Consider the following 24,018-nt stretch of genomic DNA (forward strand, 5'->3'; position numbering starts at 1 on the left):
TCGTATTGTTTGGAGTGAAATATAACCACTTCTGTAAGCTTTTAAAATATTTTTAAGACAACTAAAGCATTATGAAAATTTGTGTTGGTAAAGCAAAGTAATTGTTGCTAAACTTCCTTCTAAAAAGGTAATGAAACCGAGAATCGAGGTTAGCTGAGAGCCAAACCTTGTTCAAGCTAGGTTAGGTGATAGCCAAACTTTGTACAAACGAGTTTCATGAATACCATTAAAAAACAATAAACAAGCAATGAATAAACACTTATTATACGAGCCGACGGTAGGAGGGGAGTGTAATGTGTGTGAAATGGTTTTAACCTCAATTAATTAATAGAGGCCCTAAACTCCTTAGGGGAACGCCCTACTTTTTGTTTGAACAACCGACTAAAGTGTTGCGGATATTTAAAACCTAGTTCATAGGCGATTTCACTCACTGATTTGTTAGGGTCGAATACTTTTTCCTTAGCTACATCTATCAATTTCGCTTGAATAAATTCTTGGGCAGATTTGCCGGTTTCCATTTTAACCAGATCACCAAAATAATTGGAAGATAAATGAAGCTGATCCGCAAAATATGCTACTGCAGGTAAACCATTAATTTTTGGCTTTTCCGATGAAAAATATTGAGAAAGTAGATGATCAAACTTCTCTAAAGTACCCTTATTCACTACTTCACGTGTAATGAATTGCCTGTCATAAAAACGAAGGCAATAGTCTAAAAATAGCTCAATATTGGTCACAATCAGTTTCTTGCTATGTTTATCAATGGGCTGTTCCAATTCAAACTGAATTTTTTCCAATAAACTCAAGATTAGCTTTCGCTCTTTAGCGGATAAATGCAAAGCCTCATTACTTGAGTACGCAAAGAAATTAAATTCGTGAATCTTTTTTGCCAAACTTGTACCCAGCAATAGGTCTGGGTGAAAAAACAAAGCATAGCCTTTGGGTACAAAACCCGGTTCATAACCGCCAAGTTCAATAGTCTGGTTGGGCGCCATAAAAACCAAGGTACCTTCGTCATAGTCATATGAGTTACCGCCATACTTAAGTTTACAACCCACTGCATCTTTCAAAAAAATAGCATAACAGCTGTAATGAAATCCGTCGTACGATTTATTGGTATATCCGGATTGGTTTACCTTTTTAAAATCGACAATACCTACCAAAGGATGCAGAACTTCGTAATTTCTTAATTTAAAGTAGTCTGCAATGGTTTTAATTTCTAAAATATTCTTCACAACTCATTGTATTTAAAATAAAGATAACCTATTGCCGATCACATCATCAAGCTACATATGTATTATCTGTAATTATGGTATAAACATCCGTTATTTGGGTAGTACCGCACCTAAGTTCTTAGCCTAATTTTGACATTGTAATCATGTACAATGAAGAAGATAGGAACTTTAATGTTATTGCTGTTATTCAATACCGCTAATGCACAGGAAAATGCAAAAGATGAAAACTATAGGTTTTTAGATGACTTTAGAGGAAGTGCTAGCATCACCCACAATGGCGTTTCATTGGTTCCTTCTTTTTCTTTAGGTGATCCCGCTTTGCTGTTCGATTTAAAATTCACCAAAAAAAAGTTAAGTTTTGAGCCTGACATGCGTTTTTCTCTCGATGCCAAACCGTGGACTATGCTTTTTTGGTTTCGCTATAAGGCGATTGAAAAAGAAAAGTTTTCACTGAGGGTAGGGGCGCATCCCGGACTGAATTTTAGAACTGTAAATGTTATCAGAAACGGCAATACCGAAGAACTTTTAGAATCTAGAAGATATTTAGGTGCCGAAGTGGTACCCAGCTATAAATTATCAAAGCATACTAGTATTGGTATGTATTACCTGTATGCCCGCGGTTTTGATGAAGGGGTAAAAGAAACTAATTTTTTGGTGCTTAATGCTACCTTTAGTCAAATTCCCATTTCAGAATCGTTTTATATGAATTTTACACCACAAGTTTACTATATTACCTCTGACGATCTCACCGGATATTATACCTCAGCGTTCTTGACCATTGGTAAAGAACAATGTCCATTTTCGTTGACAGGTGTTGTAAATAAAGGCATAAGCACCCAAATATTGCCCGATGATGATTTCACTTGGAGCGTGCTATTGAACTATAGCTTTCCAACAAAGAGAAAGATTTAAGAAAAGGTATACCCTTATTAAAATGACTACAAAAACAAAGTAATACATGATAAAGCTAAAATATACATTAGTACTTACAAGCATACTTTTATGTATTGGCTGTAATGAACAAAACAAGCAAATAGCAGATACTCCTGTTGAATCAAATGATATTATTTCTATTCAAAAACAGGGGACTTTTGCCGTTGGTGGTTCGGTTAAGCAAAGTCCAGGCTCTTTTGACCCCATTGCCCATGGTGCTTTTAATCCCACAAATCAAAGTACCGAAGGGCAGACCTTGCATGGTGACCACGCATCGGTATTTTATCAAATTCCTACGGAACCGCGTAAGCTTCCTCTAGTGTTTTGGCACGGCTACGGTCAGTCCATGCGAACTTGGCAAAGCACTCCAGATGGCAGGGAAGGATTTCAAAGTATATTCCTTAAAAAACGGTATCCTGTCTATTTATTAGATCAACCCAGAAGGGGATTGGCAGGACAAAGCTTAGAACCAAAAACATTGGAAGCTAAAACTGAAGACCAACTGTGGTTCGGCATATTCAGAATGGGCGAGGGTAAACGTTTTTATCCGAACGTTCAATTTTCTAAGGACCCTGAAGCTTTAAATCAATTCTTCCGTAGTAGTACTCCAGATACGGGACCTTTAAACATCAATCTTAATATTGAAGCGGTTTCTCAATTATTCGGAAAAATTGGTGACGGAATCCTTGTTACTCATTCCCATAGTGGCGGACAAGGTTGGAGTGCCGCTCTAAAGACCAATCGAATAAAAGCTATAGTAGCGTACGAACCTGGTAGTAATTTTGTTTTTCCGGAAGATAACATTCCTGAGCCCATTTCTTATGTGGGCGGAACATTACGTGCTAAAGGTGTTTCTATGGAAGAGTTTCAAAAACTGACCAAGATTCCTATTGTAATTTATTATGGGGATTACATCCCTGAAACTGAGGTTGAAAACCCTGGTCAAGACCAATGGCGTGCCGCTCTTTCTATGGCTCGTAAATGGAAAAAAACCGTAAATGACGCTGGTGGTGACGTTACTTTAGTAGTGTTACCAGAAATAGGAATCAAAGGAAATACACACTTTCCCATGTCCGATTTAAATAATCAAGAAATAGCCGATGTGATGTACAATTGGCTAGAAGAAAAGAAATTAAACTAAAAAAAAAGAAATGAAAAATCTAATTACAACAGTACTGTTTATGCTTCCTATTTGCATTTTTGCCCAAAATACGGACTACAAAGTGTCTTCATACAAAGACGAGGGCTTCAAAGCACCCAATACGCATTATATTGGCGAAGCTTGGTTGAACGGTGTATTACAGGCTGATGATGAAACCGACTTTAATATTACCAAAGCCACTTTTAAGGCTAATTCTACGTTAGACTGGCATAAACATTCAACCTCTCAAGTTCTTATTTACGTAGACGGTGAAGGTTATTATCAAGAAAGAGGAAAAGACCCTGTGATACTTAAAGCAGGTGATGTGATCAAATGTGATAAAGAAACAGAGCACTGGCATGCTTCCACTAAAGATAGTGATGTTACCTATTTAGCAATTTATGGAGGAGGACAACCCACCACATGGACCGAAGTGGTAACACAAGAATTTTATGATAGTGTTGCCGATCAACTGAACGACTAATTCACCACTAATGAAAGTAACGTCATCAAGACCAGTACCTATCATGCGTTTAAAAAATATCTTTCGCACGGCGAATATATTCTTCGGGTTAGTATTATTTATCAGCTGTCAATCAATAGCGCAACAAGCAACATCAGACAATGGTTTATCCAACCAAGAGAAAAGTATGATCAAAATTGCAAGTCACACTGCCCAAGGCAATTTATCTCAGCTCAAGGATGTTCTCCATGAAGGATTAGATCATAAGCTAACCGTGAATGAAGCCAAAGAGGTATTGGTTCATTTGTACGCCTATGCCGGGTTCCCAAGAAGTATACGCGGTTTGCAAACACTTTTAGTAGTACTGGAAGAAAGGACGGCTAAAGGTATAGAAGATGGATGGGGCCCAGAAGGCACAACTATTGACGATTCTAGAAGCAAATATGAACGAGGAAAGACTATTTTGGAAGAACTTGTTGGACGACCGTTAGATGGAAAACCAGAATACCAAAAGTTTTCACCCGAAATGGACAGGTTTCTTAAAGAGCATTTATTTGCGGATATTTTTGAGCGAGATGTGCTTACCTATAAACAACGTGAACTGGTGACCATTTCCGTCATTGCAAGTTTGGGAAGTTTAGAGCCTATGCTAAGAAGCCACTTAAACCTTTCATTGAACGTTGGCTGGCAAGCCGAACAATTGAAAGAGTTTACGGAAACCTTAGTGATTACTACAACTGAAGACAATGTTTTTGCAACAAAAACAGTCCTTACAGAAGTATTGAAAAGACGAACTGAATAAAATACAACCATGAAAAATACTGGATACTATACTATTGCCATTTTACTGATACTTTTGACAGCATGTAACACGCCAAAGGAAAGTAAAAAGGAAGTTCAACTTTTCGAGAAAGGGACTAAAATAGAAAATTCGAATTTTACAGGTACCGCATGGTTAAATATGTTGGCAGCACCGGACAGTTTAAATACCATGTATGCCGGTTTGGTTACTTTTGAACCCGCTGCACATACCAATTGGCATTCACATCCAGCAGGGCAAATATTAATCGTAACCCAAGGTGAAGGTTACTATCAAGAAGAAGGAAAACCCAAACGTATATTACGCATTGGAGAGACGATAAAGTGTTTACCAAATATTAAACATTGGCATGGTGCCGCTCCAAATTCCGAGTTGGCACATATAGCAATTTCAAGTCGCGATAAAGGACCCGCGCAGTGGTTTAAACCGGTTTTAGACGAAGAATATAATGGTATCTGAATAATTTTCTATTCAAAAGTAGTTTCTAAAATGTTGGTTATTGAAGTAAACGTTATGGCCTAAGAGAATTTTAGCTAAACAATAGGCGAGGGGAGCGGCCATATTCTAGATGGCTGGTTACAATGTTTGTTGACCATCTTAATGTTTCAAAGAGTTCAAAGTGGTCTTAAGAGTTAAAATGATTTCTAGAATATAGCGACTGAGCACCACCACGCCAGCTGGCTCTTACGCTAAAAATGTACTTTGTGTACATTTTCTTTACGCTCAGCCCTGTTCTAAAATTATCTACGTGACAAAAGAAATTAGCCAGTGGCTGATTGCTTTTGGTGGCGGGTTGAAGCGGCTGCATTTTTTTGTTTCCCAACCGCATCATCTCGCTCAAAGTATACTTTGCAGTATCAAGAAAAGAAGAAAAGAGACTTCAATAAACACCGTGCTAGTGAATGCCAACGCTACAACTGGCCCAAAATTTCAGAGATACTTAATCTCTAAAATTTATGTCCTATTTTACATAATGTTAGGAACACATTCAAAAAAACTTCAAACAAGACGAGAAGTAGCAAGGGCTAAGAAATTATCTCGCTATGCCCGCGCGCCATCTCGTTCATATTTTAAAAGGTCTACTAGACCTTCCAAAATACTGCCGTTAGCTGTTGCGACAATTGGCTGAGAATCTCGTAGAAAAAAATCTTGCACACATTTCCCCGAATACAAAAGTTTTGAATGAATCTAAAAGGCTAGCTTTTAAATTCATGACAAAAAGAATTAGCCAGTGGCTGATTGGTTTTAGTGGCGAGATGAAGCGGCTGGCTTAAAAAGATTATAGATAAGCATGTCGTAGTTTCGTTTTTACATAATTGCTTTGTTATACCACTTAACAGGGCTTATAACGCAACTATGTCAAATAGCGCAGCAATGCGCTATACACGAAACTACTATAAATGTTCTATAATGTTCCGCGTTATGTAACTTGAGCTTTGGTTAAAAGCGAAAGTTGTTACCATTTTTATTGATTTTTTTCTTCCTTAAAATTTTCTTCTTAAAAGGTAATGGAGTACTCTTTGCCCGAAGCGACGACAGGAGCGAAGTGGTAATGTGTATGGAATGGTCAATATGCCTTTGCACAGCCATTGCATCTAGAATTTAATATCTTTATAGCAATGAAATTTATAAGCTTCATACTAGCAGTTACCATGTTCACTTTGACCGCAAAGCCATGTTCTGATGGTCAAAATTTTGATGACCAACAACAGCAAGAGCTGAGCATAGACCATAATCATCAAGAAGATAATGATGATTCTTGTCCTATAACTTGTATTTGTAATTGTTGTGGTATGTCGATAGCCTATGAACCTTTACCCACATTTGAACTCAATTTTTACAACAGCATTTCTACACAATCAATAGCTATCTATCAGTCAATTTATAGATTTGATTTTCATTCCAACATTTGGCAACCGCCCCAAGTAATTAGCTAAGACTTCTAGATTTTTAAATCACTTTTTTAGTTAATTACAATCATATTCAATGAACAAACACATTTTGAGCGTAAAGCTCATGTTTTTGCTATGCCTATCGCTACAGGCACAAAAATCAGATATTCAAATAACCGTCTATTCAGAGGATGAAAACGAACCCTTAATAGGTGCTACAGTTTACTTTGAAACATTAGAAAAAGGAGCTATTACCAATTTTGATGGTATAGCAGAATTTACCGAAATACCTAACGGTCAACATTCAACAGTAATTTCATTTTTAGGCTTTCAAACATTAGAAACAACAATTCAAGTACCTAGTGATGCGGATTATATTTTTAAACTTAAAGTAGATGCTAACGTATTAGATGAAGTGGTACTTCAATCTACACGTAGTACAAGGACTGTAAAAAAGATACCAACACGTATTGAGTTTATTGGCGTCGAGGAACTAGGGGAGAAAGCAATAATGAATCCTACTAATATTTCTATGGTACTTCGCGAAAGCACAGGTATACAAATGCAACAGACATCATTAAGTAGTGGTAGCACCAATATTCGTATTCAAGGATTGGATGGTCGGTACACACAACTTTTGAGAGATGGGTTTCCCTTATATGGTGGTTTTTCAAGTGGTTTAAGTATTTTACAAATTCCACCTTTAGACTTAAAACAATTTGAGATTATAAAAGGAAGTTCCTCAACCCTTTATGGTGGCGGTGCTATTGCAGGATTGGTAAATATGGTATCTAAAACACCTGACGAAGAACCTGCATTGGATATTATGCTAACTCAAACACAAGCATTAGGAAGCACAGCGAATGTGTTTTATAGTAAACGAAATGAAAAGTTTGGTTTTTCGCTTTATGGTTCTGGGCACTATCAAAAAGCTTACGACCCAGAAGATGATGGTTTTAGTAACCTACCAAAAACAACCTCAATTTCTTTCAATCCCAAATTGTTTTATTATCCATCGGAGAAAACAACCCTGTGGTTTGGTTTAAATGGAACATATGATGATAGAATAGGTGGAGATATTACCAAAATTGAAAGTGGCGAAAATGGTATTCATCAATATACAGAAGAAAACAATTCCAAAAGATTAAGTAGTCAATTGGTATATCAAACACAATTAGATTCTGTTAGCTCATTAAAATTTAAAAATAGTATCTCTTTTTTCGATAGGAACTTAAGCGTCCCTAGTCTCAATTTTGATGGGCAGCAAACAAACACTTTTACTGAAATCACATATAATACGGCGTCAGAAAATACAGATTGGATAATTGGCGCAAATTTATATACCTCAAACTTTGATGAAAATGATAATGCACCATTACAGCGAGACCAAAAAGATGTAACCTTTGGTGCATTTGCTAATAACATCTTTGATATATCCGAAAAATGGATTTTAGAAACAGGATTAAGAGCAGATTATAATGCCGATTTTGGTTTTTTCCCACTGCCAAGAATATCATTACTGTATAAAAATGATAATGGATTTTCAAGCCGAATAGGTGGTGGTTTAGGATACAAAATACCTGATATATTTACAGAAGAAGCAGAATATATCAATTTCGAAAATGTTCTAGCAATAGATAAATCAACTTTAGACGCAGAACGTTCTTATGGTATTAATTTCGATGTAAACTATCAAGCACGCTTATCCGATGAGATTGGTTTTTCAGTAAATCAATTGTTCTATACAACAGCTATAAATAAAGGCTTGTTGTTAAATTCAACAGATAATGGTTTTTTTCAATTTGAAAATGCGCCAGATGAAATTTTTAGCAAAGGAGCAGAAACCAATATTAAATTCACTTACAAAGATTTTAGATGGTTTTTAAACTATGCACTTATCGACACCAAACTAAATTATTTGCCAGGTAACCCACAAAAACCTTTAACCGCAAAACATAATGCGGGTAGCGTTTTAATGTACGAGTCTGAAAAGTGGCGAATTGGCTATGAGACCTATTACACGGGAAAACAATTTTTATCAAACGGTACTGAGACAACCGATTTTGTAACTATGGGCTTACTGTTAATGCGTAATTTTAAACGGGGAAGCGTATTTATCAATTTTGAGAACTTCACAGATAGAAGGCAAAGTAGATTTTCCCCATTGGTTTTACCACCACATGAAAATCCTGTCTTTCCAGAGATTTATGGACCCACGGATGGTTTTATCTTTAGTGTAGGACTTATTATTAAACCATTTGGAAACTTAGACCACGATTAATTATGGAAACAATTGAACAATTATTAGAATCAAAAAATATTCGTGTTACTGCAATGCGGTTATTGATTTATAAGTTTCTTGCGGAAAACAAGGCAGCTGTAACGCTTAGTAATATTGAAAATGCTTTTGAAAAGGCAGACAGAACTACGCTATACAGAACTATAAAAACCTTTGAGGAAAATGATATCGTGCATCAGATTGATGATGGCACAGGAATCACAAAATACGCACTTTGCGAACAAGGATGTAGTTGTGATATAAAAACAGATTTACACTTACATTTTCATTGTAATAATTGCAATGAAACCGTTTGTTTAACAAAACATAAGATACCTCAAATAAAAGTTCCTGATGGCTTTGTTTCGGAAAATGTAAACTTGGTTGTAAAAGGTATTTGCGATAAGTGTAGTGGGCAATAAATGCACTTCCATTGCACTAGCTATTAAACTAATTTTATCCAAAAATTAATAGATATGAAGTTTAATACTAAAATACCTAAACATCTTAAGCAGGCTTATAATGAAGAATTAATACAATATAGTTCCTGTTTAGAAAATAAGGAATACGGTAGTGCTTGGTATCATTTAGAGCGTAGTCATATCATAGGACAATCTTACCCGATTGAGCATACCTATTCACATTGGCTAATGCTAAGATTTGGGTTTAGACAAAAAGATACTAAAGAAGTAATAGGTCAAATTATTAGGTTGCTTGTGGGTGGTTGGAAATCATTTATAAATCACGTTCCTCTTGGTAATACTGGTGGAGCAAATGTGCCGCCTTTGAAGCGTATGTCTATTCCAAATGACATTGAAATATTATTAAACACTAAATGAAAAAAAAGAAACTCAATTTAAGAGATTTAAAACCAGAATCGGAAGAAGAACATAATCATGATGATGGTCACGACCACGGAGATGGAAGTGCATTCAAAACGTATATTCCAGCAATTATAAGCTTTGTAATGCTTATTCTAGGAATTATAGTAGACTACTTTGATTTAATTCCCCAATTTGAAGGTTATGTTCGAGTAGTTTGGTATACCATAGCATACGTTCCCGTAGGGTTTCCGGTAATTAAGGAAGGCTGGAAAAATGTGATACGTGGCGATGTTTTCACGGAATTCTTTTTAATGTCTATTGCCACAATAGGCGCATTTATCATTGGCGAATATCCCGAAGGCGTTGCTGTTATGTTGTTTTATGCAGTAGGTGAACTATTTCAGAATGCAGCAGTAAATAGAGCAAAGTCAAATATCAAAGCCTTGCTCGATGTAAGGCCAAATGAAGCTTTGGTCTATCGGAACAACGATTACATTTCCGTTAATCCCGAAACTGTTGAAATTGGCGAAAAAGTACAAGTCCGCGTGGGCGAAAAAGTGCCATTGGACGGCATTTTGCTTTCTGAAAAAGGCTCATTCAATACCGCGGCTTTGACAGGCGAAAGCAAACCTGATACCATTACTAAATCTGAGAAAGTATTTGCGGGAAGTATCAATCTCGATGGCGTGATTGAAATTGAAACTTCAAAAGAGTTTAAGGATAGTTCCATTGCCCGAATTCTCGATATGGTTCAAAATGCCACAGCTCGCAAGTCGAAAACCGAATTATTTATCAGAAAATTTGCAAGGATTTATACGCCAATCGTTGTGTTTTTGGCTATTGGAGTTACCGTATTGCCTTATTTCTTTGTTGACGATTACGTATTCAGAGATTGGCTTTACAGAGCGCTAATATTTCTTGTTATTTCTTGTCCTTGTGCTTTAGTGATTTCCATACCGTTAGGATATTTCGGTGGTTTAGGAGCTGCTTCAAAAAACGGAATACTTTTCAAGGGTGCTTCATTTCTCGATGCTATGACCACAATAAATACGTTGGTTATGGACAAAACTGGAACAGTTACCAAAGGTGTTTTTAAAATCAAAGAAGTTGTTAATGATTCAGCTTTTGCAAAAGCGGAATTTATGCAATACTTGATGGCGATGGAAGAACAATCTACACATCCAATTGCTAAAGCCATTTTAGAGTACAAAGCTGAAGGAGAAGATTTTGTAGCTACCGAAGTGTCTGAAATTGCAGGTAAAGGTTTAAGAGGGATTGTAAATGGCAAAAACGTTTTAGTAGGCAACAAAGCTTTAATGATTGCTAATAAAATTGAAGTTCCCACAGAAACTGAAACCATTGTAGAGTCTATAGTGTTAATAGCCATAGATAATAGGTTTGCGGGTTATGTAGTCATAGCGGATGAATTAAAGAACGATGCAAAGGAAACGATAACATCGCTGCATAAAGTTGGAATCAAAAATATAATGATGCTATCTGGCGATAAGGATTCTATCACACAAAAAGTAGCTTCCGAATTAAGCATTGAAAAAGCCAAAGGTGGTCTACTGCCCGAAGACAAACTGAATGAAGTTGAAAAACTAAAACAAAACCCAGAAAAGAAAATCGCATTTATTGGCGATGGAATAAATGATGCACCAGTTTTAGCGGCAAGTGACGTCGGAATCGCAATGGGTGGATTAGGGAGTGATGTAGCGATTGAGACCGCAGATGTTATTATTCAAACTGACCAACCATCAAAAGTGGTCAGAGCAATAAAAATAGGACGTTCCACCAGAAAAATTGTTTGGCAGAATATCATTTTAGCTTTTGGTGTTAAAGTTATTGTTTTGGTTTTAGGAGCAGGTGGTTTAGCCACAATGTGGGAAGCAGTTTTTGCAGATGTAGGTGTAGCATTATTAGCAATTTTAAACGCAGTCAGATTACAACGGATGAATTGGAGTTAGCACTTATATCGGTTACTATTTTGTCCTTGGCCTAAGAGAATTTTGGCAAAACAATAGGCGAGGGGAGCGAAGTGGCAATCTGTATAAAATGGAATACTAGTGCAAAATATCAACAGTATTTAAGCATTTGCTTAAATAAGAAAATAATTATATTTTTGGATTATGAAGAATGACATTTGCATAAGGCTAGAAGCGGATGCTAAACAAATAATAAACTGTAGAGAAGTGGTTCAAAAATTAGATACTGCTTTTCAAGACCTTTCAAGTATTTTAAGTTTGACTGGAAATTCGGTTAGATTGAAACTATTGTATTTACTGAATAAAGAAGGTCGTTTATGTGTTTGTGATTTAAGTGACGTTTTAGAAATGAATGTTTCGGCTATTTCACAGCATTTGAGAAAGCTTAAGGATAGAAACCTTATTTATTCTAAAAAGGAAGCGCAAACAATCTTTTATTCAGTTTCGGAAGACAAACTAACATTGTTAACTCCATTTTTTGAAATATTGGATAAGAGTAAAGTTTTAGAAGATAGTGAATCATGAGTTCAGAAAAGAAGTTAATTGGAACAACTATTATTACTGCAATTGCAGCTTCATTATGTTGCATTACACCTGTATTGGCATTAATTGCGGGAACCAGCGGAATTGCATCAACATTTTCGTGGATTGAACCATTTAGACCGTATTTAATAACGATTACAATTGTGCTTTTAGCAATAGTTTGGTATCAAAAATTGAAGCCTAAAAAAGAAGAGATTGATTGTGAATGTGAAGATGATAATCCAAAATTTATTAACTCTAAAAAGTTTCTGTTTTTGATTACTCTTTTTACAGGGTTAATGTTAGCATTTCCTAATTATTCAGAAATATTCTTTCCAAGCGATAAAAAGGAAGTTGTTTACGTAAGCGAATCGGATGTCAACGTGGTCGAATACAAGATAAGCGGAATGACTTGTGCTGGGTGTGAAGTACATATAGAAAGTGAAGTAAATAAGCTCGATGGAATAATTGAAGTTAAAGCTAACTACGAAAATGGTAATACAGTAGTAAAATTTGATAGAGGAAAAGTTACCAATAAAGAAATTGAAGTTGCCGTTGGCAAAACTGGATATAAAATTATAGAATAATGGAAGTGCTCCTGAAATCCGCAATTACCTGCCCGAAATGCGGTCATAAAAAAGAAGAAGAGATGCCTACAACAGCTTGTCAATTCTTTTATGATTGTGAAAATTGCAAAGAAGTATTAAGACCTAAAGAAGGTGATTGTTGTGTATTTTGCTCCTATGGAACCGTAGCATGTCCTCCAATTCAAGAAAACAAAAGTTGTTGTAATTAATGGGCTATAAGGCTAAAAATATAAGAACGTTTATTGGTGCAAAGAGATATGATGAATCTAGAACGTTCTATCGAGAGCTTGGTTTTGAAGAAGTCATTTTAAATGATAAAATGTCCCTATTTAAAGTCAATGAAAGTTTGGCGTTTTATTTGCAAAAGTATTACGTCAAAAAATGGGTGCACAATTCAATGATATTTTTGGAAGTTGACGATATAGAATCTTGTGAGAAAGAATTACTTGCAAAAGGTCTTCACAACAAATATAAATATGTTCGTTTTACTGAAATAAAAACTTTTGATTGGGGAAGGGAACTGTTTATGCATGACCCTTCTGGTGTTTTATGGCATTTTTGTCAATTTAATGAATAACCCTGGCCTAAGAGAATTTTGGCAAAACAATAGGCGAGGGGAGCGGCCATATTTTAGGGGGCTGGTTACTAGTTTTCTTGGCAGTTGAAATTCTGCTGTAATCTACAAGCAGTCTTAAGAGTTACAATGGATCCTAAAGTATAGCGACTGAGCCGTATATTGTTTCCAAAATTATCTGTAAGCCTTGATTTTTTTGTTTCTTTTTTTATCAAGAAAAAAAGAAAGGAAACATTTGGCTAAATAGCTCTACTTAATTTTACTCTTATTTTTGCACTAATTTTGATTTATGCAAAAGACAACATTCGAAATATCAAAAATGGATTGTCCATCTGAAGAAAACTTAGTTCGGATGAAATTAGATGATATTTCAAGTGTTAAATATCTTGATTTTGATATCCCAAATCGATTATTGAGAGTTTTTCATGAAGGACAAACCGAAAAAATCGAAGCCTTAATATTGGAATTAAAATTGGGCGGAATTAAACTCGGGACTGAAGAGACTGACCAAACTGATTTTAAGGAAGAGACAAACCAAAAGAAGCTGCTATGGGCTGTTCTGGCAATCAACTTTGCATTCTTTATCATTGAAATGACAACTGGATTGATTTCAAAATCCATGGGACTTGTAGCCGATAGTCTGGATATGTTGGCAGATAGCTTCGTTTATGGAATTAGCCTTTTTGCAGTTGGTGGAACACTAATCAGAAAAAAAAGAATTGCCAAAATTGCAGGATATTTTCAAATCGTCCTTGCAATTATAGGGTTTGTAGAGATTCTAAGACGTTTTTTAGGAGCGGAGAAACTTCCTGATTTTTCAACTATGATAGTCGTTTCGATTTTTGCTTTGATTGCCAATGGAATCTGTCTTTACTTATTACAAAAATCTAAAAACAAAGAAGATGCCCACATGAAGGCAAGTATGATTTTTACATCAAATGATGTCATAATCAATCTAGGAGTAATATTCGCTGGTATTTTGGTGCTTTGGTCTAAGTCTGGCTTACCGGATTTAATAGTGGGAACAATAGTTTTTATACTGGTCGTCCAAGGTGCGATTAGAATACTAAAGTTGGGGAAATAATCAATCTACTAAAATGTGGATTACATACATTATGTAAAATAGAGTTAAAAAAAGGTTTCTAGGAACATTAGGAGTAGCAAGGGCTAAGAATTTTGCTCGCAGAGAAAATTTTAGCTGTTGCGGTAAGCTACGAGAATGTCATAGAAAAAAATCTTGCACACATTTCCTCGAATAAACGAATTTTAAATGAATCTAAAAGGCTAGCTTTTAAATGGCGTTGGCTATGCGGCTGGAGATTGTGTTTAAAATAAATTGCCTGAGCAATTTGATTTTAAAAAGCAATGAGCGCATGGGCAGCGGCTATTTTACATAACGGCTAATTATGGTACAAATGAAAATATGCGTCGCAGACACCGCTTAAAAAAGTTTAATGACCCTGTTCTAAATTTTAATTGATTTTCAGAGAGTTAAGGGATATTTTACATAATATAGAATTATGAATTACAACTAAGATGTTGAACCTTAAATACTTATGTTGTATTTTGTATCATAATTTATATTATGTAAAATAGAAATATTAAGGTTGTCAATTCCATTGCTCCATCTCACCGCCTTTTTAAATCATCCTACTGGATAATCTAATTAGAACAGACTATTCCTTCCAAAATGGAAAACTCAGCCAGCCGTCAGAAACCTCTAGACTGTCTTTTCCATAACGCCGGTTTACATTTACAATGTTTCTTCCCATTTTAACGGTATCAACTGCGATATATGCTAAATAGCCTTCTTCGTCCGTCTTTGGATGCGTATACCGATTCCATCGTACAGAATCCAGTACTTTTTCATTCAATACTACCTCAAACATGGTATTTAAGGTCTTTTGGTATTTGATACGTTGTTCATCAAAAAAAGCACTTCGTATAGCGTCATTTTCAAAACTGGGTATTTCCTTTTTAAAATCTAAACTGTTAAGTACGCTATCTTTAAAACTATCAAACCAAAACCAATGCACCACAAATAACTTTAAATGCTTGTCTTTAATAAGCTCACTCTGTATGCCTCCCCTATAAAACACTTCATTTTCCTTTAAATGATCTTCATAATAGCGATTTTTCATGCTATATATGGTTTTCTGCTCATAGGTTTTACGGTCATCGAATACCTTAACATTAAAAGTACCCCCATAAAAAAAAGCTCCTAGTTGATTAACGGATATTAAAGTAGCCATGACAATGTAAAAAACCCCAAAACTTACTAAAATCCATTGTTTGCTATTAGATCTGAGGATTAAAAGCTCTCTTTGGTATAAAAACGAACCACTGCAGTAGTAATAAATTTTATTTAAAAGTGATAAACCCCTGTCGATAACTGGCTTACCAGTTTTAGTTGCCAATCGCCCCAAAACGCCCAAATGCGCCAAAAGCACCACCCCTGCTAAAGTATAATTATAAGTAACGTTGTAGACTAAGCTTTCTAATCCGAGCACTTCTAATAAAAAAGCATCAATAAGTAAGCATACCAAAAGGGTACTTATGACGAGCATGGCAAATAGTATTGCAAAGCTAAAACTTAAGCTGGCCCATTTTTCTAAAGTTTCTAAACGGTTCTTGCGGCTATACCGAGCTTTGAGGTTCTTTTTTCGGTCATCGCTTAGCTTGAGTTTATCATAGTTGACTCCATTTGGGTACCAGTTGTAAATAGCCATATAGGCTACCCAGATGGTTCGTAATAATAAATTAGCTCCAAACCCTATAAGTAAAGTTCGGGTGAGAATATACAGTCCAAAAAAGAGAATTATTTGGTAGTGATCAAAATTCAGAATAGGTTGTGTCTGAATAAAGAAATTTTTAAAGAAATCGGTACTTGTAAATAAGGTGTAGAATAAACCACCGGCGATGATAATCTCTAGCTGCCAGCTAATAGAACGGTACCCTAATGCATCATTGTCTTTCACAAAACAAGTGTATCCCCTAAATATACTCTACTTTTTTAAATACTAAAACTGTAGAGGCTTAATCAGCCTTTTTGAATGTCGAGTACATACCGTGCAATATCCCGATCTAGTTGCTTATAGCGCAGAAAAATAGTCTCAAATAAGGTTTCAGATACTTTAAAGTCAAATTGTTGCTCTTTTACTTTTTGGAGCAACTCCAATTGATCTTGGGTTAAGTCTTTTAATTCGGTTCTTAAATTCCTTAAACGTATAAAACCTTCATAGTCTTTCGGTTCGTATCGGTATGATGTCATTTTTCTTTGAAGATTTAGCGCACGGTTATAATTTCTCTTTAAGCGAATTTCAAAGACATCATTTGTGACTTGAATGTTTGAAGACATGATATATACTAGGTTTTTTGAACAATGAGACTACTTTAAAAGTACGAATTTTCTTCGTATGCTTCAAGCAGAAATATGAGAATTACTAAAAGATTAACATCTAGGCTTAAACTTGAACATATTGCTAATTAATGGTTTAAAAATCATTAATTCGAAGTCTTGCAGTCACTATGCTCCCTCCTTTTGACCAGTTGCAGTAAAAAATTAATCCTACAGTTGCTTAATTAAGTGTCGTAAAAGGAATTCTGGAGTGATTTTTGTTCTAATTTTAAAAAGAAAAAACAGCAATGAACAAGACACTAATTCTATTCTTAATATTCGCTTATAGCATTGCTTTAAGCGCACAGAACAGCACTATTCAAAAAGCAAGCATTGACTTTGTGTTTGTAGATAAAGACGTTAAGGGCAGTATCTCAGGTTTTAAGTCCACCTCAAAGATTGATTGGAACAATCTTGACAATTCCTTTTTTGAAGGTTCTGTAGCCGTAGAAACGCTTGATACCAATAGCGGTCTTCGTAATTGGTCCTTAAAAAGTGGGAAGTATTTTGATAAAAGCGATTACTCGCGTATCTATTTTAAAAGCTCGAAAATCACCCAGAAAGACCAGCAATACCTGGTTGAAGGTACTTTAACCATTAAAGACATTAAAAAACCTATCACCATAACTTTTAAGCAAGATGGTAATCAGCTAATAGGCACTACCTCGCTCTACTCCTACGATTATGATATTAAGATTAAAAAGAAAAGAGAAGAAAACTTGGTAAAGGTTACTTTTCGTTTTGAGCTAAAGTAACTGGTGTTTCTTCGACCTTATAGGCGTCAACAAATTTTTTCAAACGGGCTGAAAATGGATCATGAATAGCGTCATGCTTCAATTTATCGCGCATTTTGTCTTTGATAATACTCGAAGTATCTATAAGTACTAAAAGCTCTTTTCTTTTTTGTTGGTTTTGCTTTCTAAGTTCTGTACGCTCAGCGGCAGTCATAATCATTGATTTCTCAAATCGCTGCACCATTGTGCGATCGCTGTATTCTTTCTTCTTTTTCAGCATGGATTCTTTTGCACTGCTTTGGGCTGCTACACCACTCATCATCAATACGGCAAATGCAAATAACAGGTATTTGACTTTCATAGTAATTCATCTAGTGTTCTGGGATAAATGTACTACTGGGTCATAAAGTGGCCTGAATTTTACCTAAAAAAAACCATTCACCGATCCAAAATAAAGGCTCGTCGACAATATTCTATTATTGGTCGAAGTTGGATTCTATAAAGTGTTGTGAATCAACGATGAAATGCACTCACTTTTTATTGAAAAGTTGATAGATTTTATGCACTCCCCAATTTCCTAAAGGAAAGTAAAGGGCAAAGAATAAGGCCATACCCAAACTGAAGTTTCGTTCATTAAAAAACTGGTCTAATAGGTTGTTTGGATACGCATAGGAAGTTTCTAGGGCATAACCCCCAAATTCAAGCAAGCCCATTGCTACTAATCCGTAAGCATATTGTGCGTGAAATGGTAATCCTCTTAAAATCAGTGAAATAGGCACCATATATAGAATATAACAGGTAATGACCTGCCACCAATAGGTGAATTTAGCAATACCTACTTCTGCTCCGAACCAGTTCATGAGTAGGCCCCATGAAAAATAAACGATACAGTAGGTGAATACTAGTTTTTTATCAACCTTAAGCTTGGTTAAAGCCCAATTGTAAAATTCTTTCATTTCTCGCTTAGCTTAGTTTCAATAATGCTTAAGGCGTCTTTAACCGTGAGCATGCCGTCCATATCTTCATTCTCTAATCGAATATCAAAAGCATCTTCAACATCTAGCACAATGTCTACCAGATTCGCGGAGTTGATGTTTAATTCTGTCGTGAAATTGCTTTCGGGTTGAATTTGCTCCACCGAAACGTCATCAGGCAGGTATATTTTTACAATTTCTTTAAGGGTGTGGTACTTTTCTTTTTCTGTCATAATTTACTCCGTGTACGTGCTAAAAATGAGGCAGGCATTGACATCACCGAAACCAAAGCTTGCTTTTGCAATTATTTTTACTGGAAAATTAAGGGTTTTCTTTGGAATTTTATCGGTAGGAACAAGTTTTAAAATATCAGGATGTACATCTTCACAATTGGCATTTCTAAAAAGCACTTGCTGGTCCAATTGTAGCATCGTTCCCACACATTCAATACTGCCTGCTGCAGCTAAGCAATGACCAATTTGACTTTTAAAAGAGTTGATGTAAGGGAACTCCCCTCCTTTTCGTTGCAGCGCTTGCTGCCAGTTATCAATTTCAACAGGATCTTTAGAAGTTGCTGTCAAATGACCGTTTATAGCATCGATAGCATCTGCGCTAATAGCAGCATTGCTAAGTGCTTCTTGAATACAGCGCTGCACGGCTGTGTTGTTGGGGGCTGTCATGCTACCCCCAGCTCTTTGACCGCCGCTATTAACAGCACCACCGAGTATTTCTCCATAAATTTTAGCTCCTCGTTCTAAGGCACTTTCTAGGGATTCAAGAACCAAGGTCCCCGCCCCACTTCCAGGTACAAATCCTGCCGCGTTGGCACTCATTGGTCTACTGGCTGCTTCTGGATTGTCATTATAATTTCTTGGAAGTATGCGCATGGCATCAAATCCGCCCCAGACATAGGGTCCACTATCACTACAACTACCAACCAACATTCTTTTGGCTTTTCCCTCTTGAATGCGCTCAAAACCCATTAAAATTGCTTCCGTACCCGTAGTGCAGGCCGAAGAATTGGTGGTTACTTGATTACCACAACCTAAAATGCCTCCTAAATAAGCACTAATACCGCTGGCCATGGTTTGAATGACCGAGGTGCTGCCTAATCGCCTAACATCGCCTTTATCTAGCTTGTAAATGGATTCCCTAAACTTATCTACCCCTAAGATTCCGGTTCCGAATATGATTCCGGCATCCCAATCGGGAGTCTCAGCAGTTGATTTCTCTAATGTGGCATCGTTCCAGGCATCAACCCCAGCGATAACACCGTATAAAAGACCATTTGCGTTTAAATCTTTCAACTGAACTTTACTGAAGTATTGGTTTAAGTCAATATTTTCAATATTCGGTTTTCCAGCAATTTGACATGAGAAATTAAGCTCTTTTAATTCGTTGTAAAATCTGATACCAGATTGTCCTGAATTTAAGGCTTTAGAGAAGTTCTCTAAACCTACGCCATTGGGCGCGCAAACCCCTAAACCGGTTACCACTACCCTATTTTTCATTTGGAGTCGCTTTAAACATTCCTGATAACAGTCCTTTGCAAACCAACTCCTCTTCTTGATTATACATTTTCACCTTGCACTTGAGCTTTTGAAACCTAAAATAGACCTTTTCAGACACTACCCGTACTTTCTCACCAGGATAAACGGGCTTTAAGAACTCCATTTCAGCACTTGTAAATCCTATTTGCAAAGGTTCATGTTGTTGGTCATACAGAAGAAATATTCCTAAGCATACTAATCCAATCTGCGCGCAGCATTCTGTGAGGATAACCCCTGGAGTTACCGGATGGTCTTTAAAATGACCTTTATAGAAATCAGCTTCTTTAGCAAAAGTATAATCGCCTTGCACCCCATTTTCAGTGACTTTCTGTAATTCACCAACAAACAAGAAAGGTTCTTGATATGGCAAATGTTCTTTTATATAGCTGAATTCATTTTTATGCGTCATTCTAATCCTTATTGTAAACTCTCTCCGCCATCCGCTTTAATCACTGTGCCAGTAATCCATTGTGCCTCGGGTTGTGTCATTAAATAAACTACATCGGCAATATCTTCTGGAGTAGTAAGCCTTTTGTTCGGATTGCGTTGTAAAGCAGCTTGTTTTAAATTTTCGCTACCCGGTATCATCTGAAAAGACTTAGTATCTGTCACTCCAGCTTGAATACAATTCACTTTGAGTCCTATGGGCGCGAATTCTAAGGCAGCATTACGCATGATAGCTTCAAGAGCTGCTTTAGCGGCAGAGACTGCAGCGTAATTGGGCCAAGCCTTGGTATTGCCTTCGCTGGTAAACGCTATTGCTCTGGCGTCTTCTGACAACAGTTCATTTGTTACTAGTAATTGCAGCCAGTCGTGAAAAGAAGTAGCCATAGCATCAATAGTGAGATTAAAATCTTGATTTGCTAGAACCTCTTGGTCTTTTGAGAACATAGGCTTTAGGTTGCCTTTGGCAATACTATGCACTACTAGTTTGATTTTATCGGACCCTAATTTTACTGCTATTTCATCTACAAGCTGTTGTTGTTTATTCCCATTAGTAGCATCAGAATTAAATGAAATCAGCTTCGAACCACTTAAAGTAATTTCTTGAAAAGAGGTATTAATCTGCTCTATATCAGTTCTTCTATCTCTATGAATGATGATAATATTGAAATTATTGGCAGCCAACTTATTGGCTGTAGCAAGTCCTAAGCCACTACTACCCCCGAGTATTAAAGCCCATTGTTTTGTAGTACTATTTTTCATACTTTACCATTCAATTAAAACTCGTTGTGCTGAAAACCCAGGACCAAAGCTTAGAATTAATCCTTGCTCTCCTTGCGCTATCTCTTTTTCTAAAAACCGTTCGAGCACGTATAGCACGGTACAGCTGCTCATATTACCATATTCTTTAAGTACGGCTCTGGTTTCATCTATTTCTTTCCCTAATTTACCAAACAAATCCTCAACAGTTTGCACAATCTTTCTGCCTCCAGGATGAAATATCAGGTGATTGACCTTCTCAATGGAGGAATCATGCTTTTTTAAGAAGGGATGAACGATATTAGGAAAATGGTCAGCAATTACTTCAGGGACCGAAGGGTCTAGAATCATTTTTAAGCCCGTATTTGTTAGGTCAAAGCCCATCATATGCGTAGCATCTTTAAAATGATACATTTCATCACCAATAATGCTTGGACCGTCGTAAGTTTCCTCGGATGATAACAAAACAGCAGCTGCCCCATCACCAAAGATAGCTGCACTTACCATATTTGCCATGGAATAATCATTAAGCTGAAATGTTGCTGTGGGACTCTCAACAGCTACAATGGCTGCTCTTTTACCAGGATTATTCTTTAAGAAATTAGCAGCGTAGATGAGTCCTGATACTCCAGCAGCGCAGCCCATTTCTGTAACTGGTAAGCGCACAACATCTTGCCTTAAGCCTAATTCATTAATTAGAAAAGCATCAAGAGAGGGTATCATGATTCCAGTGCAGCTTACAGTAATAATGTAATCAAGACTATCAGCTTGCCAATCTGCCTTACCTAATGCATTTGTAAGTGCTTCAGAGCCTAGTTTTTTAACTTCACGAGTGTAAATAGCGTTCTTTTCTTCAAAGGAGCTGGCGTTAAAAACCTCTTCAATACTCATGATCCCGTAGCGTTTATCCACCCCAGCACCTTCAAATATCTTTACCACCTTTCTTCGAAACCGTTCCTCTTGGTTAGCAAGCCAAAGATTTACAAATGGAATAATATCATCTGTTGTTCTTGTAAATTTTGGTAAAGCCTTGGAAACTGCTTTGATTTTTGCTACAGCCATATACTAATTTAGTCGATTCATTTGCATTACCCATAAATACCGAAATGCCCATTTCCATTTTATGAGATGTTCTGCCTGAGTTAATTGTTTAGAAAAGGAGGTTAAATCACCTTTTTTAAAGCCCTTGCTAATTGAAATTAAACCATCAATTTTTGCGATTTCGGTTTTGATAAAAAAGAAACTGAAGAGTTTAAAAAGTTGGTAAGAAATTTTACTCCGTTCCAAATCATTGATTACAACACCAACTTTAGCTAAGGAAACAAACTTATTTAGAAAAACCTTGATTTGGTCGTTGGTAAAATGATGCATGGTTAGCGTGCAAAGGATAATATCGCAATCAAAATCGTCCTCAATGTCAAGAATGTCTTGTTTTATGAAGCTGATATTGTTGTACTCCGTTGATTTGGACCGCGCAATATCAAGAACATCATCTCTTAGGTCTACCCCAATTAATTTTAGGCTAAAATCCTCGTTATCAATAACTTTTGAAATTCTTCTAAGCATTTCACCGTCTCCGCAGCCCATGTCTAAAATCGTATACGATTTTTTTGGATGGCTTCTAAGGAGTTTTTGAACTTCAGTTATGGTGATGCCGTAACCGCCAAGTAATTTGTTGCATCTATTGATGTCAAGATAAGCTCGTTCGTACTTTTCAGCATCCATATTGGGGTCATCCATCAATTCGAGCTGAGTACTACGTGTAGCAAAATCCATTACACTAATATAGGCTTTCCGTGGGTACGCTTAATCATGAATTGCAACAATTTTTTAGATTTTGTTAGCGTTTTTAATGCGATTTTTGAACGTGCTTCATTCATTAAAACATGTTGTAGCTGCCTACCCATCCAAAGTCTTGAGGTAAATTCCTTTTTCCAGGCTTTGCTATACCTTTGTTCAAGAAGATGTCTTGATTTAGTGTGATACGCTATAAAGCAATCCGCTGCAATTTTTGCACTATGAATAGCCATGGCCATGCCATTACCACAAAGCGGATGTATAAGGCCTGCACTGTCACCGCACATGATGATATGGTTTTCAACAGGGGCTTTTTTATCAAATGAAATTTGGGCGATACTGATTGGTTTTTTAAACACCGGTTTAGCATGCTGCAAAAAACGTTCTAGGTGAGGATTGCGCGATACTACCTGGCTATTAAACTCATGAACGTCTTTATATTTTTTAAAACTGTCATAAGTGGCTAAATAGCAAAAGTTAACCAGACCGTTCTCAGTTTTTGAAAGACCGCCGTATCCCCCATTAAAATTATGCAGGGCCACTACGTCATTCGGAAAGTTATCCAGTTCATAATGGCATTTAACACCAAGCCATGCCGATTTACGATTTACGAAATCACGGTCTAAACTTTTATCAATAATAGAGCGCTTACCATGAGCTCCAATAACCCATTTTGACTGAAACTCATGGTTCTTTGAAGTCTTAACTGTGAATTGATTTTCTATAAAATTGATGCTTGTTGCCAAATCAAAAACAAAGACTACCCCCTCTTTTTGAGCGGTTTCATACAATTGCTGGTCTAAAGCGTATCTGCTGATACCGAATCCCCCTAAAGGAAGTTTTGTGGTAATGCTATCGCCGTGATGTGTGCTTAGCTCAAGGGTATTGATATCCGCATAAGGAATCTTATCTAACGGAATACCAAGACTTTTTAAATACGGCTTGACTTCATTGGATACATACTCTCCACAGACCTTGTGATTGGGATATTCATTTTTTTCTACAAGCAAAATATTAAAACCGGCCTGCTTTAGATGGATAGCAGCTGTTAATCCTGCTAATCCGCCACCAATAATAATCAGGTCATAATAATTCACGAATTGAATTTA

29 protein-coding genes are annotated in these 24,018 nt (G+C 36.4%); 17 read left to right on the forward strand and 12 right to left on the reverse strand.

The genetic code is table 11. The features are described 5' to 3' along the window. Positions 1 to 320 precede the first annotated feature (320 nt). Positions 321 to 1,235, reverse strand: coding sequence for a helix-turn-helix domain-containing protein (locus tag RM520_RS08010; protein WP_311387621.1), 915 nt, complete (start codon positions 1,233 to 1,235; stop codon positions 321 to 323). A gap of 150 nt (positions 1,236 to 1,385) precedes the next feature. Here RM520_RS08010 and RM520_RS08015 point away from each other — a divergent pair, with 150 nt between their 5' ends. From RM520_RS08015 to RM520_RS08090, 16 genes are all read left to right on the forward strand, one after another. Then, positions 1,386 to 2,147 carry a hypothetical protein gene (locus RM520_RS08015; RefSeq protein ID WP_311387622.1) on the forward strand — a complete coding sequence of 254 codons (762 nt, stop codon included), beginning with the start codon at positions 1,386 to 1,388 and terminating at the stop codon, positions 2,145 to 2,147. A gap of 46 nt (positions 2,148 to 2,193) precedes the next feature. Continuing rightward, entirely contained in the window at positions 2,194 to 3,309 is a 1,116-nt protein-coding gene (locus RM520_RS08020) for an alpha/beta hydrolase (protein ID WP_027067147.1), read from the forward strand. Positions 3,310 to 3,319: 10 nt separating this feature from the next. Further along, the gene (locus tag RM520_RS08025; protein ID WP_311387623.1) at positions 3,320 to 3,793 is read left to right on the forward strand and encodes a cupin domain-containing protein; all 474 of its coding nucleotides are present in this window, start codon (positions 3,320 to 3,322) and stop codon (positions 3,791 to 3,793) included. Positions 3,794 to 3,803: 10 nt separating this feature from the next. Further along, on the forward strand, positions 3,804 to 4,574 hold the full coding sequence (locus tag RM520_RS08030; protein ID WP_311387624.1) for a carboxymuconolactone decarboxylase family protein: 771 nt from the start codon (positions 3,804 to 3,806) through the stop codon (positions 4,572 to 4,574). Between the two features lie 9 nt (positions 4,575 to 4,583). Continuing rightward, on the forward strand, positions 4,584 to 5,051 hold the full coding sequence (locus RM520_RS08035) for a cupin domain-containing protein (RefSeq protein WP_311387625.1): 468 nt from the start codon (positions 4,584 to 4,586) through the stop codon (positions 5,049 to 5,051). Positions 5,052 to 5,340: 289 nt separating this feature from the next. Further along, positions 5,341 to 5,721 (forward strand): hypothetical protein, encoded by a 381-nt coding sequence (locus tag RM520_RS08040; protein ID WP_311387626.1) that lies wholly within the window; start codon positions 5,341 to 5,343, stop codon positions 5,719 to 5,721. A gap of 490 nt (positions 5,722 to 6,211) precedes the next feature. After that, positions 6,212 to 6,529, forward strand: coding sequence for a DUF6660 family protein (locus RM520_RS08045; RefSeq protein ID WP_311387627.1), 318 nt, complete (start codon positions 6,212 to 6,214; stop codon positions 6,527 to 6,529). A 49-nt stretch (positions 6,530 to 6,578) separates the two neighbouring features. After that, positions 6,579 to 8,765 (forward strand): TonB-dependent receptor, encoded by a 2,187-nt coding sequence (locus RM520_RS08050; RefSeq protein WP_311387628.1) that lies wholly within the window; start codon positions 6,579 to 6,581, stop codon positions 8,763 to 8,765. Positions 8,766 to 8,767: 2 nt separating this feature from the next. After that, positions 8,768 to 9,184: a Fur family transcriptional regulator gene (locus RM520_RS08055; RefSeq protein ID WP_311387629.1), complete on the forward strand. Its 417-nt coding sequence runs from the start codon at positions 8,768 to 8,770 to the stop codon at positions 9,182 to 9,184. A 54-nt stretch (positions 9,185 to 9,238) separates the two neighbouring features. Then, entirely contained in the window at positions 9,239 to 9,601 is a 363-nt protein-coding gene (locus tag RM520_RS08060; RefSeq protein WP_311387630.1) for a DUF3703 domain-containing protein, read from the forward strand. Further along, positions 9,598 to 11,553, forward strand: a complete 1,956-nt coding sequence (locus RM520_RS08065) for a heavy metal translocating P-type ATPase (RefSeq protein ID WP_311387631.1) — start codon at positions 9,598 to 9,600, stop codon at positions 11,551 to 11,553. The genes RM520_RS08060 and RM520_RS08065 overlap by 4 nt, the downstream gene beginning before the upstream one ends. 162 nt (positions 11,554 to 11,715) lie before the next feature. After that, entirely contained in the window at positions 11,716 to 12,096 is a 381-nt protein-coding gene (locus RM520_RS08070) for an ArsR/SmtB family transcription factor (protein ID WP_311387632.1), read from the forward strand. After that, positions 12,093 to 12,680 carry a mercuric transport protein MerTP gene (gene merTP / locus RM520_RS08075; protein WP_311387633.1) on the forward strand — a complete coding sequence of 196 codons (588 nt, stop codon included), beginning with the start codon at positions 12,093 to 12,095 and terminating at the stop codon, positions 12,678 to 12,680. Before RM520_RS08070 ends, merTP begins: the two co-directional genes overlap by 4 nt. Continuing rightward, positions 12,680 to 12,889 (forward strand): GDCCVxC domain-containing (seleno)protein, encoded by a 210-nt coding sequence (locus RM520_RS08080; RefSeq protein ID WP_311387634.1) that lies wholly within the window; start codon positions 12,680 to 12,682, stop codon positions 12,887 to 12,889. The genes merTP and RM520_RS08080 overlap by 1 nt, the downstream gene beginning before the upstream one ends. Continuing rightward, complete coding sequence (locus RM520_RS08085; protein WP_311387635.1) at positions 12,889 to 13,257, forward strand: VOC family protein; 369 nt, start codon at positions 12,889 to 12,891, stop codon at positions 13,255 to 13,257. The genes RM520_RS08080 and RM520_RS08085 overlap by 1 nt, the downstream gene beginning before the upstream one ends. Positions 13,258 to 13,543: 286 nt before the next feature. Continuing rightward, positions 13,544 to 14,338: a cation efflux transmembrane domain-containing protein gene (locus RM520_RS08090; protein ID WP_311387636.1), complete on the forward strand. Its 795-nt coding sequence runs from the start codon at positions 13,544 to 13,546 to the stop codon at positions 14,336 to 14,338. Positions 14,339 to 14,930: 592 nt separating this feature from the next. Here the strand turns inward: RM520_RS08090 and RM520_RS08095 are convergent. Beyond that, positions 14,931 to 16,232: a hypothetical protein gene (locus tag RM520_RS08095; protein ID WP_311387637.1), complete on the reverse strand. Its 1,302-nt coding sequence runs from the start codon at positions 16,230 to 16,232 to the stop codon at positions 14,931 to 14,933. Positions 16,233 to 16,294: 62 nt separating this feature from the next. Then, on the reverse strand, positions 16,295 to 16,612 hold the full coding sequence (locus tag RM520_RS08100) for a hypothetical protein (RefSeq protein WP_311387638.1): 318 nt from the start codon (positions 16,610 to 16,612) through the stop codon (positions 16,295 to 16,297). Between the two features lie 287 nt (positions 16,613 to 16,899). Here RM520_RS08100 and RM520_RS08105 point away from each other — a divergent pair, with 287 nt between their 5' ends. Further along, entirely contained in the window at positions 16,900 to 17,406 is a 507-nt protein-coding gene (locus RM520_RS08105; protein ID WP_311387639.1) for a YceI family protein, read from the forward strand. Here RM520_RS08105 and RM520_RS08110 read toward each other — a convergent pair. The 9 genes from RM520_RS08110 to RM520_RS08150 form a co-directional block, all read right to left on the reverse strand. Continuing rightward, positions 17,381 to 17,746 (reverse strand): hypothetical protein, encoded by a 366-nt coding sequence (locus tag RM520_RS08110; protein ID WP_311385206.1) that lies wholly within the window; start codon positions 17,744 to 17,746, stop codon positions 17,381 to 17,383. The two genes, RM520_RS08105 and RM520_RS08110, sit on opposite strands and share 26 nt — an antisense overlap. Before the next feature lie 169 nt (positions 17,747 to 17,915). After that, complete coding sequence (locus RM520_RS08115; protein WP_311387640.1) at positions 17,916 to 18,341, reverse strand: hypothetical protein; 426 nt, start codon at positions 18,339 to 18,341, stop codon at positions 17,916 to 17,918. Further along, entirely contained in the window at positions 18,338 to 18,592 is a 255-nt protein-coding gene (locus tag RM520_RS08120; protein ID WP_311387641.1) for an acyl carrier protein, read from the reverse strand. The genes RM520_RS08115 and RM520_RS08120 overlap by 4 nt, the downstream gene beginning before the upstream one ends. Before the next feature lie 3 nt (positions 18,593 to 18,595). Beyond that, positions 18,596 to 19,870 carry a beta-ketoacyl-[acyl-carrier-protein] synthase family protein gene (locus RM520_RS08125; protein ID WP_311387642.1) on the reverse strand — a complete coding sequence of 425 codons (1,275 nt, stop codon included), beginning with the start codon at positions 19,868 to 19,870 and terminating at the stop codon, positions 18,596 to 18,598. Next, positions 19,860 to 20,318 (reverse strand): 3-hydroxyacyl-ACP dehydratase FabZ family protein, encoded by a 459-nt coding sequence (locus RM520_RS08130; RefSeq protein WP_311387643.1) that lies wholly within the window; start codon positions 20,316 to 20,318, stop codon positions 19,860 to 19,862. The genes RM520_RS08125 and RM520_RS08130 overlap by 11 nt, the downstream gene beginning before the upstream one ends. An 8-nt stretch (positions 20,319 to 20,326) precedes the next feature. Further along, positions 20,327 to 21,115 carry an SDR family oxidoreductase gene (locus tag RM520_RS08135; RefSeq protein WP_311387644.1) on the reverse strand — a complete coding sequence of 263 codons (789 nt, stop codon included), beginning with the start codon at positions 21,113 to 21,115 and terminating at the stop codon, positions 20,327 to 20,329. Positions 21,116 to 21,118: 3 nt separating this feature from the next. Further along, positions 21,119 to 22,174, reverse strand: coding sequence for a type III polyketide synthase (locus RM520_RS08140; RefSeq protein ID WP_311387645.1), 1,056 nt, complete (start codon positions 22,172 to 22,174; stop codon positions 21,119 to 21,121). Positions 22,175 to 22,177: 3 nt separating this feature from the next. Next, positions 22,178 to 22,888, reverse strand: coding sequence for a methyltransferase domain-containing protein (locus RM520_RS08145; protein WP_311387646.1), 711 nt, complete (start codon positions 22,886 to 22,888; stop codon positions 22,178 to 22,180). Further along, a complete protein-coding gene (locus tag RM520_RS08150; RefSeq protein ID WP_311387647.1) occupies positions 22,888 to 24,006 on the reverse strand; it encodes an NAD(P)/FAD-dependent oxidoreductase in 1,119 nt (372 codons plus the stop codon). The genes RM520_RS08145 and RM520_RS08150 overlap by 1 nt, the downstream gene beginning before the upstream one ends. Positions 24,007 to 24,018: the final 12 nt, after the last annotated feature.

The organism is Croceitalea vernalis (genome assembly GCF_031846405.1).
Lineage (GTDB): Bacteria > Bacteroidota > Bacteroidia > Flavobacteriales > Flavobacteriaceae > Croceitalea > Croceitalea vernalis.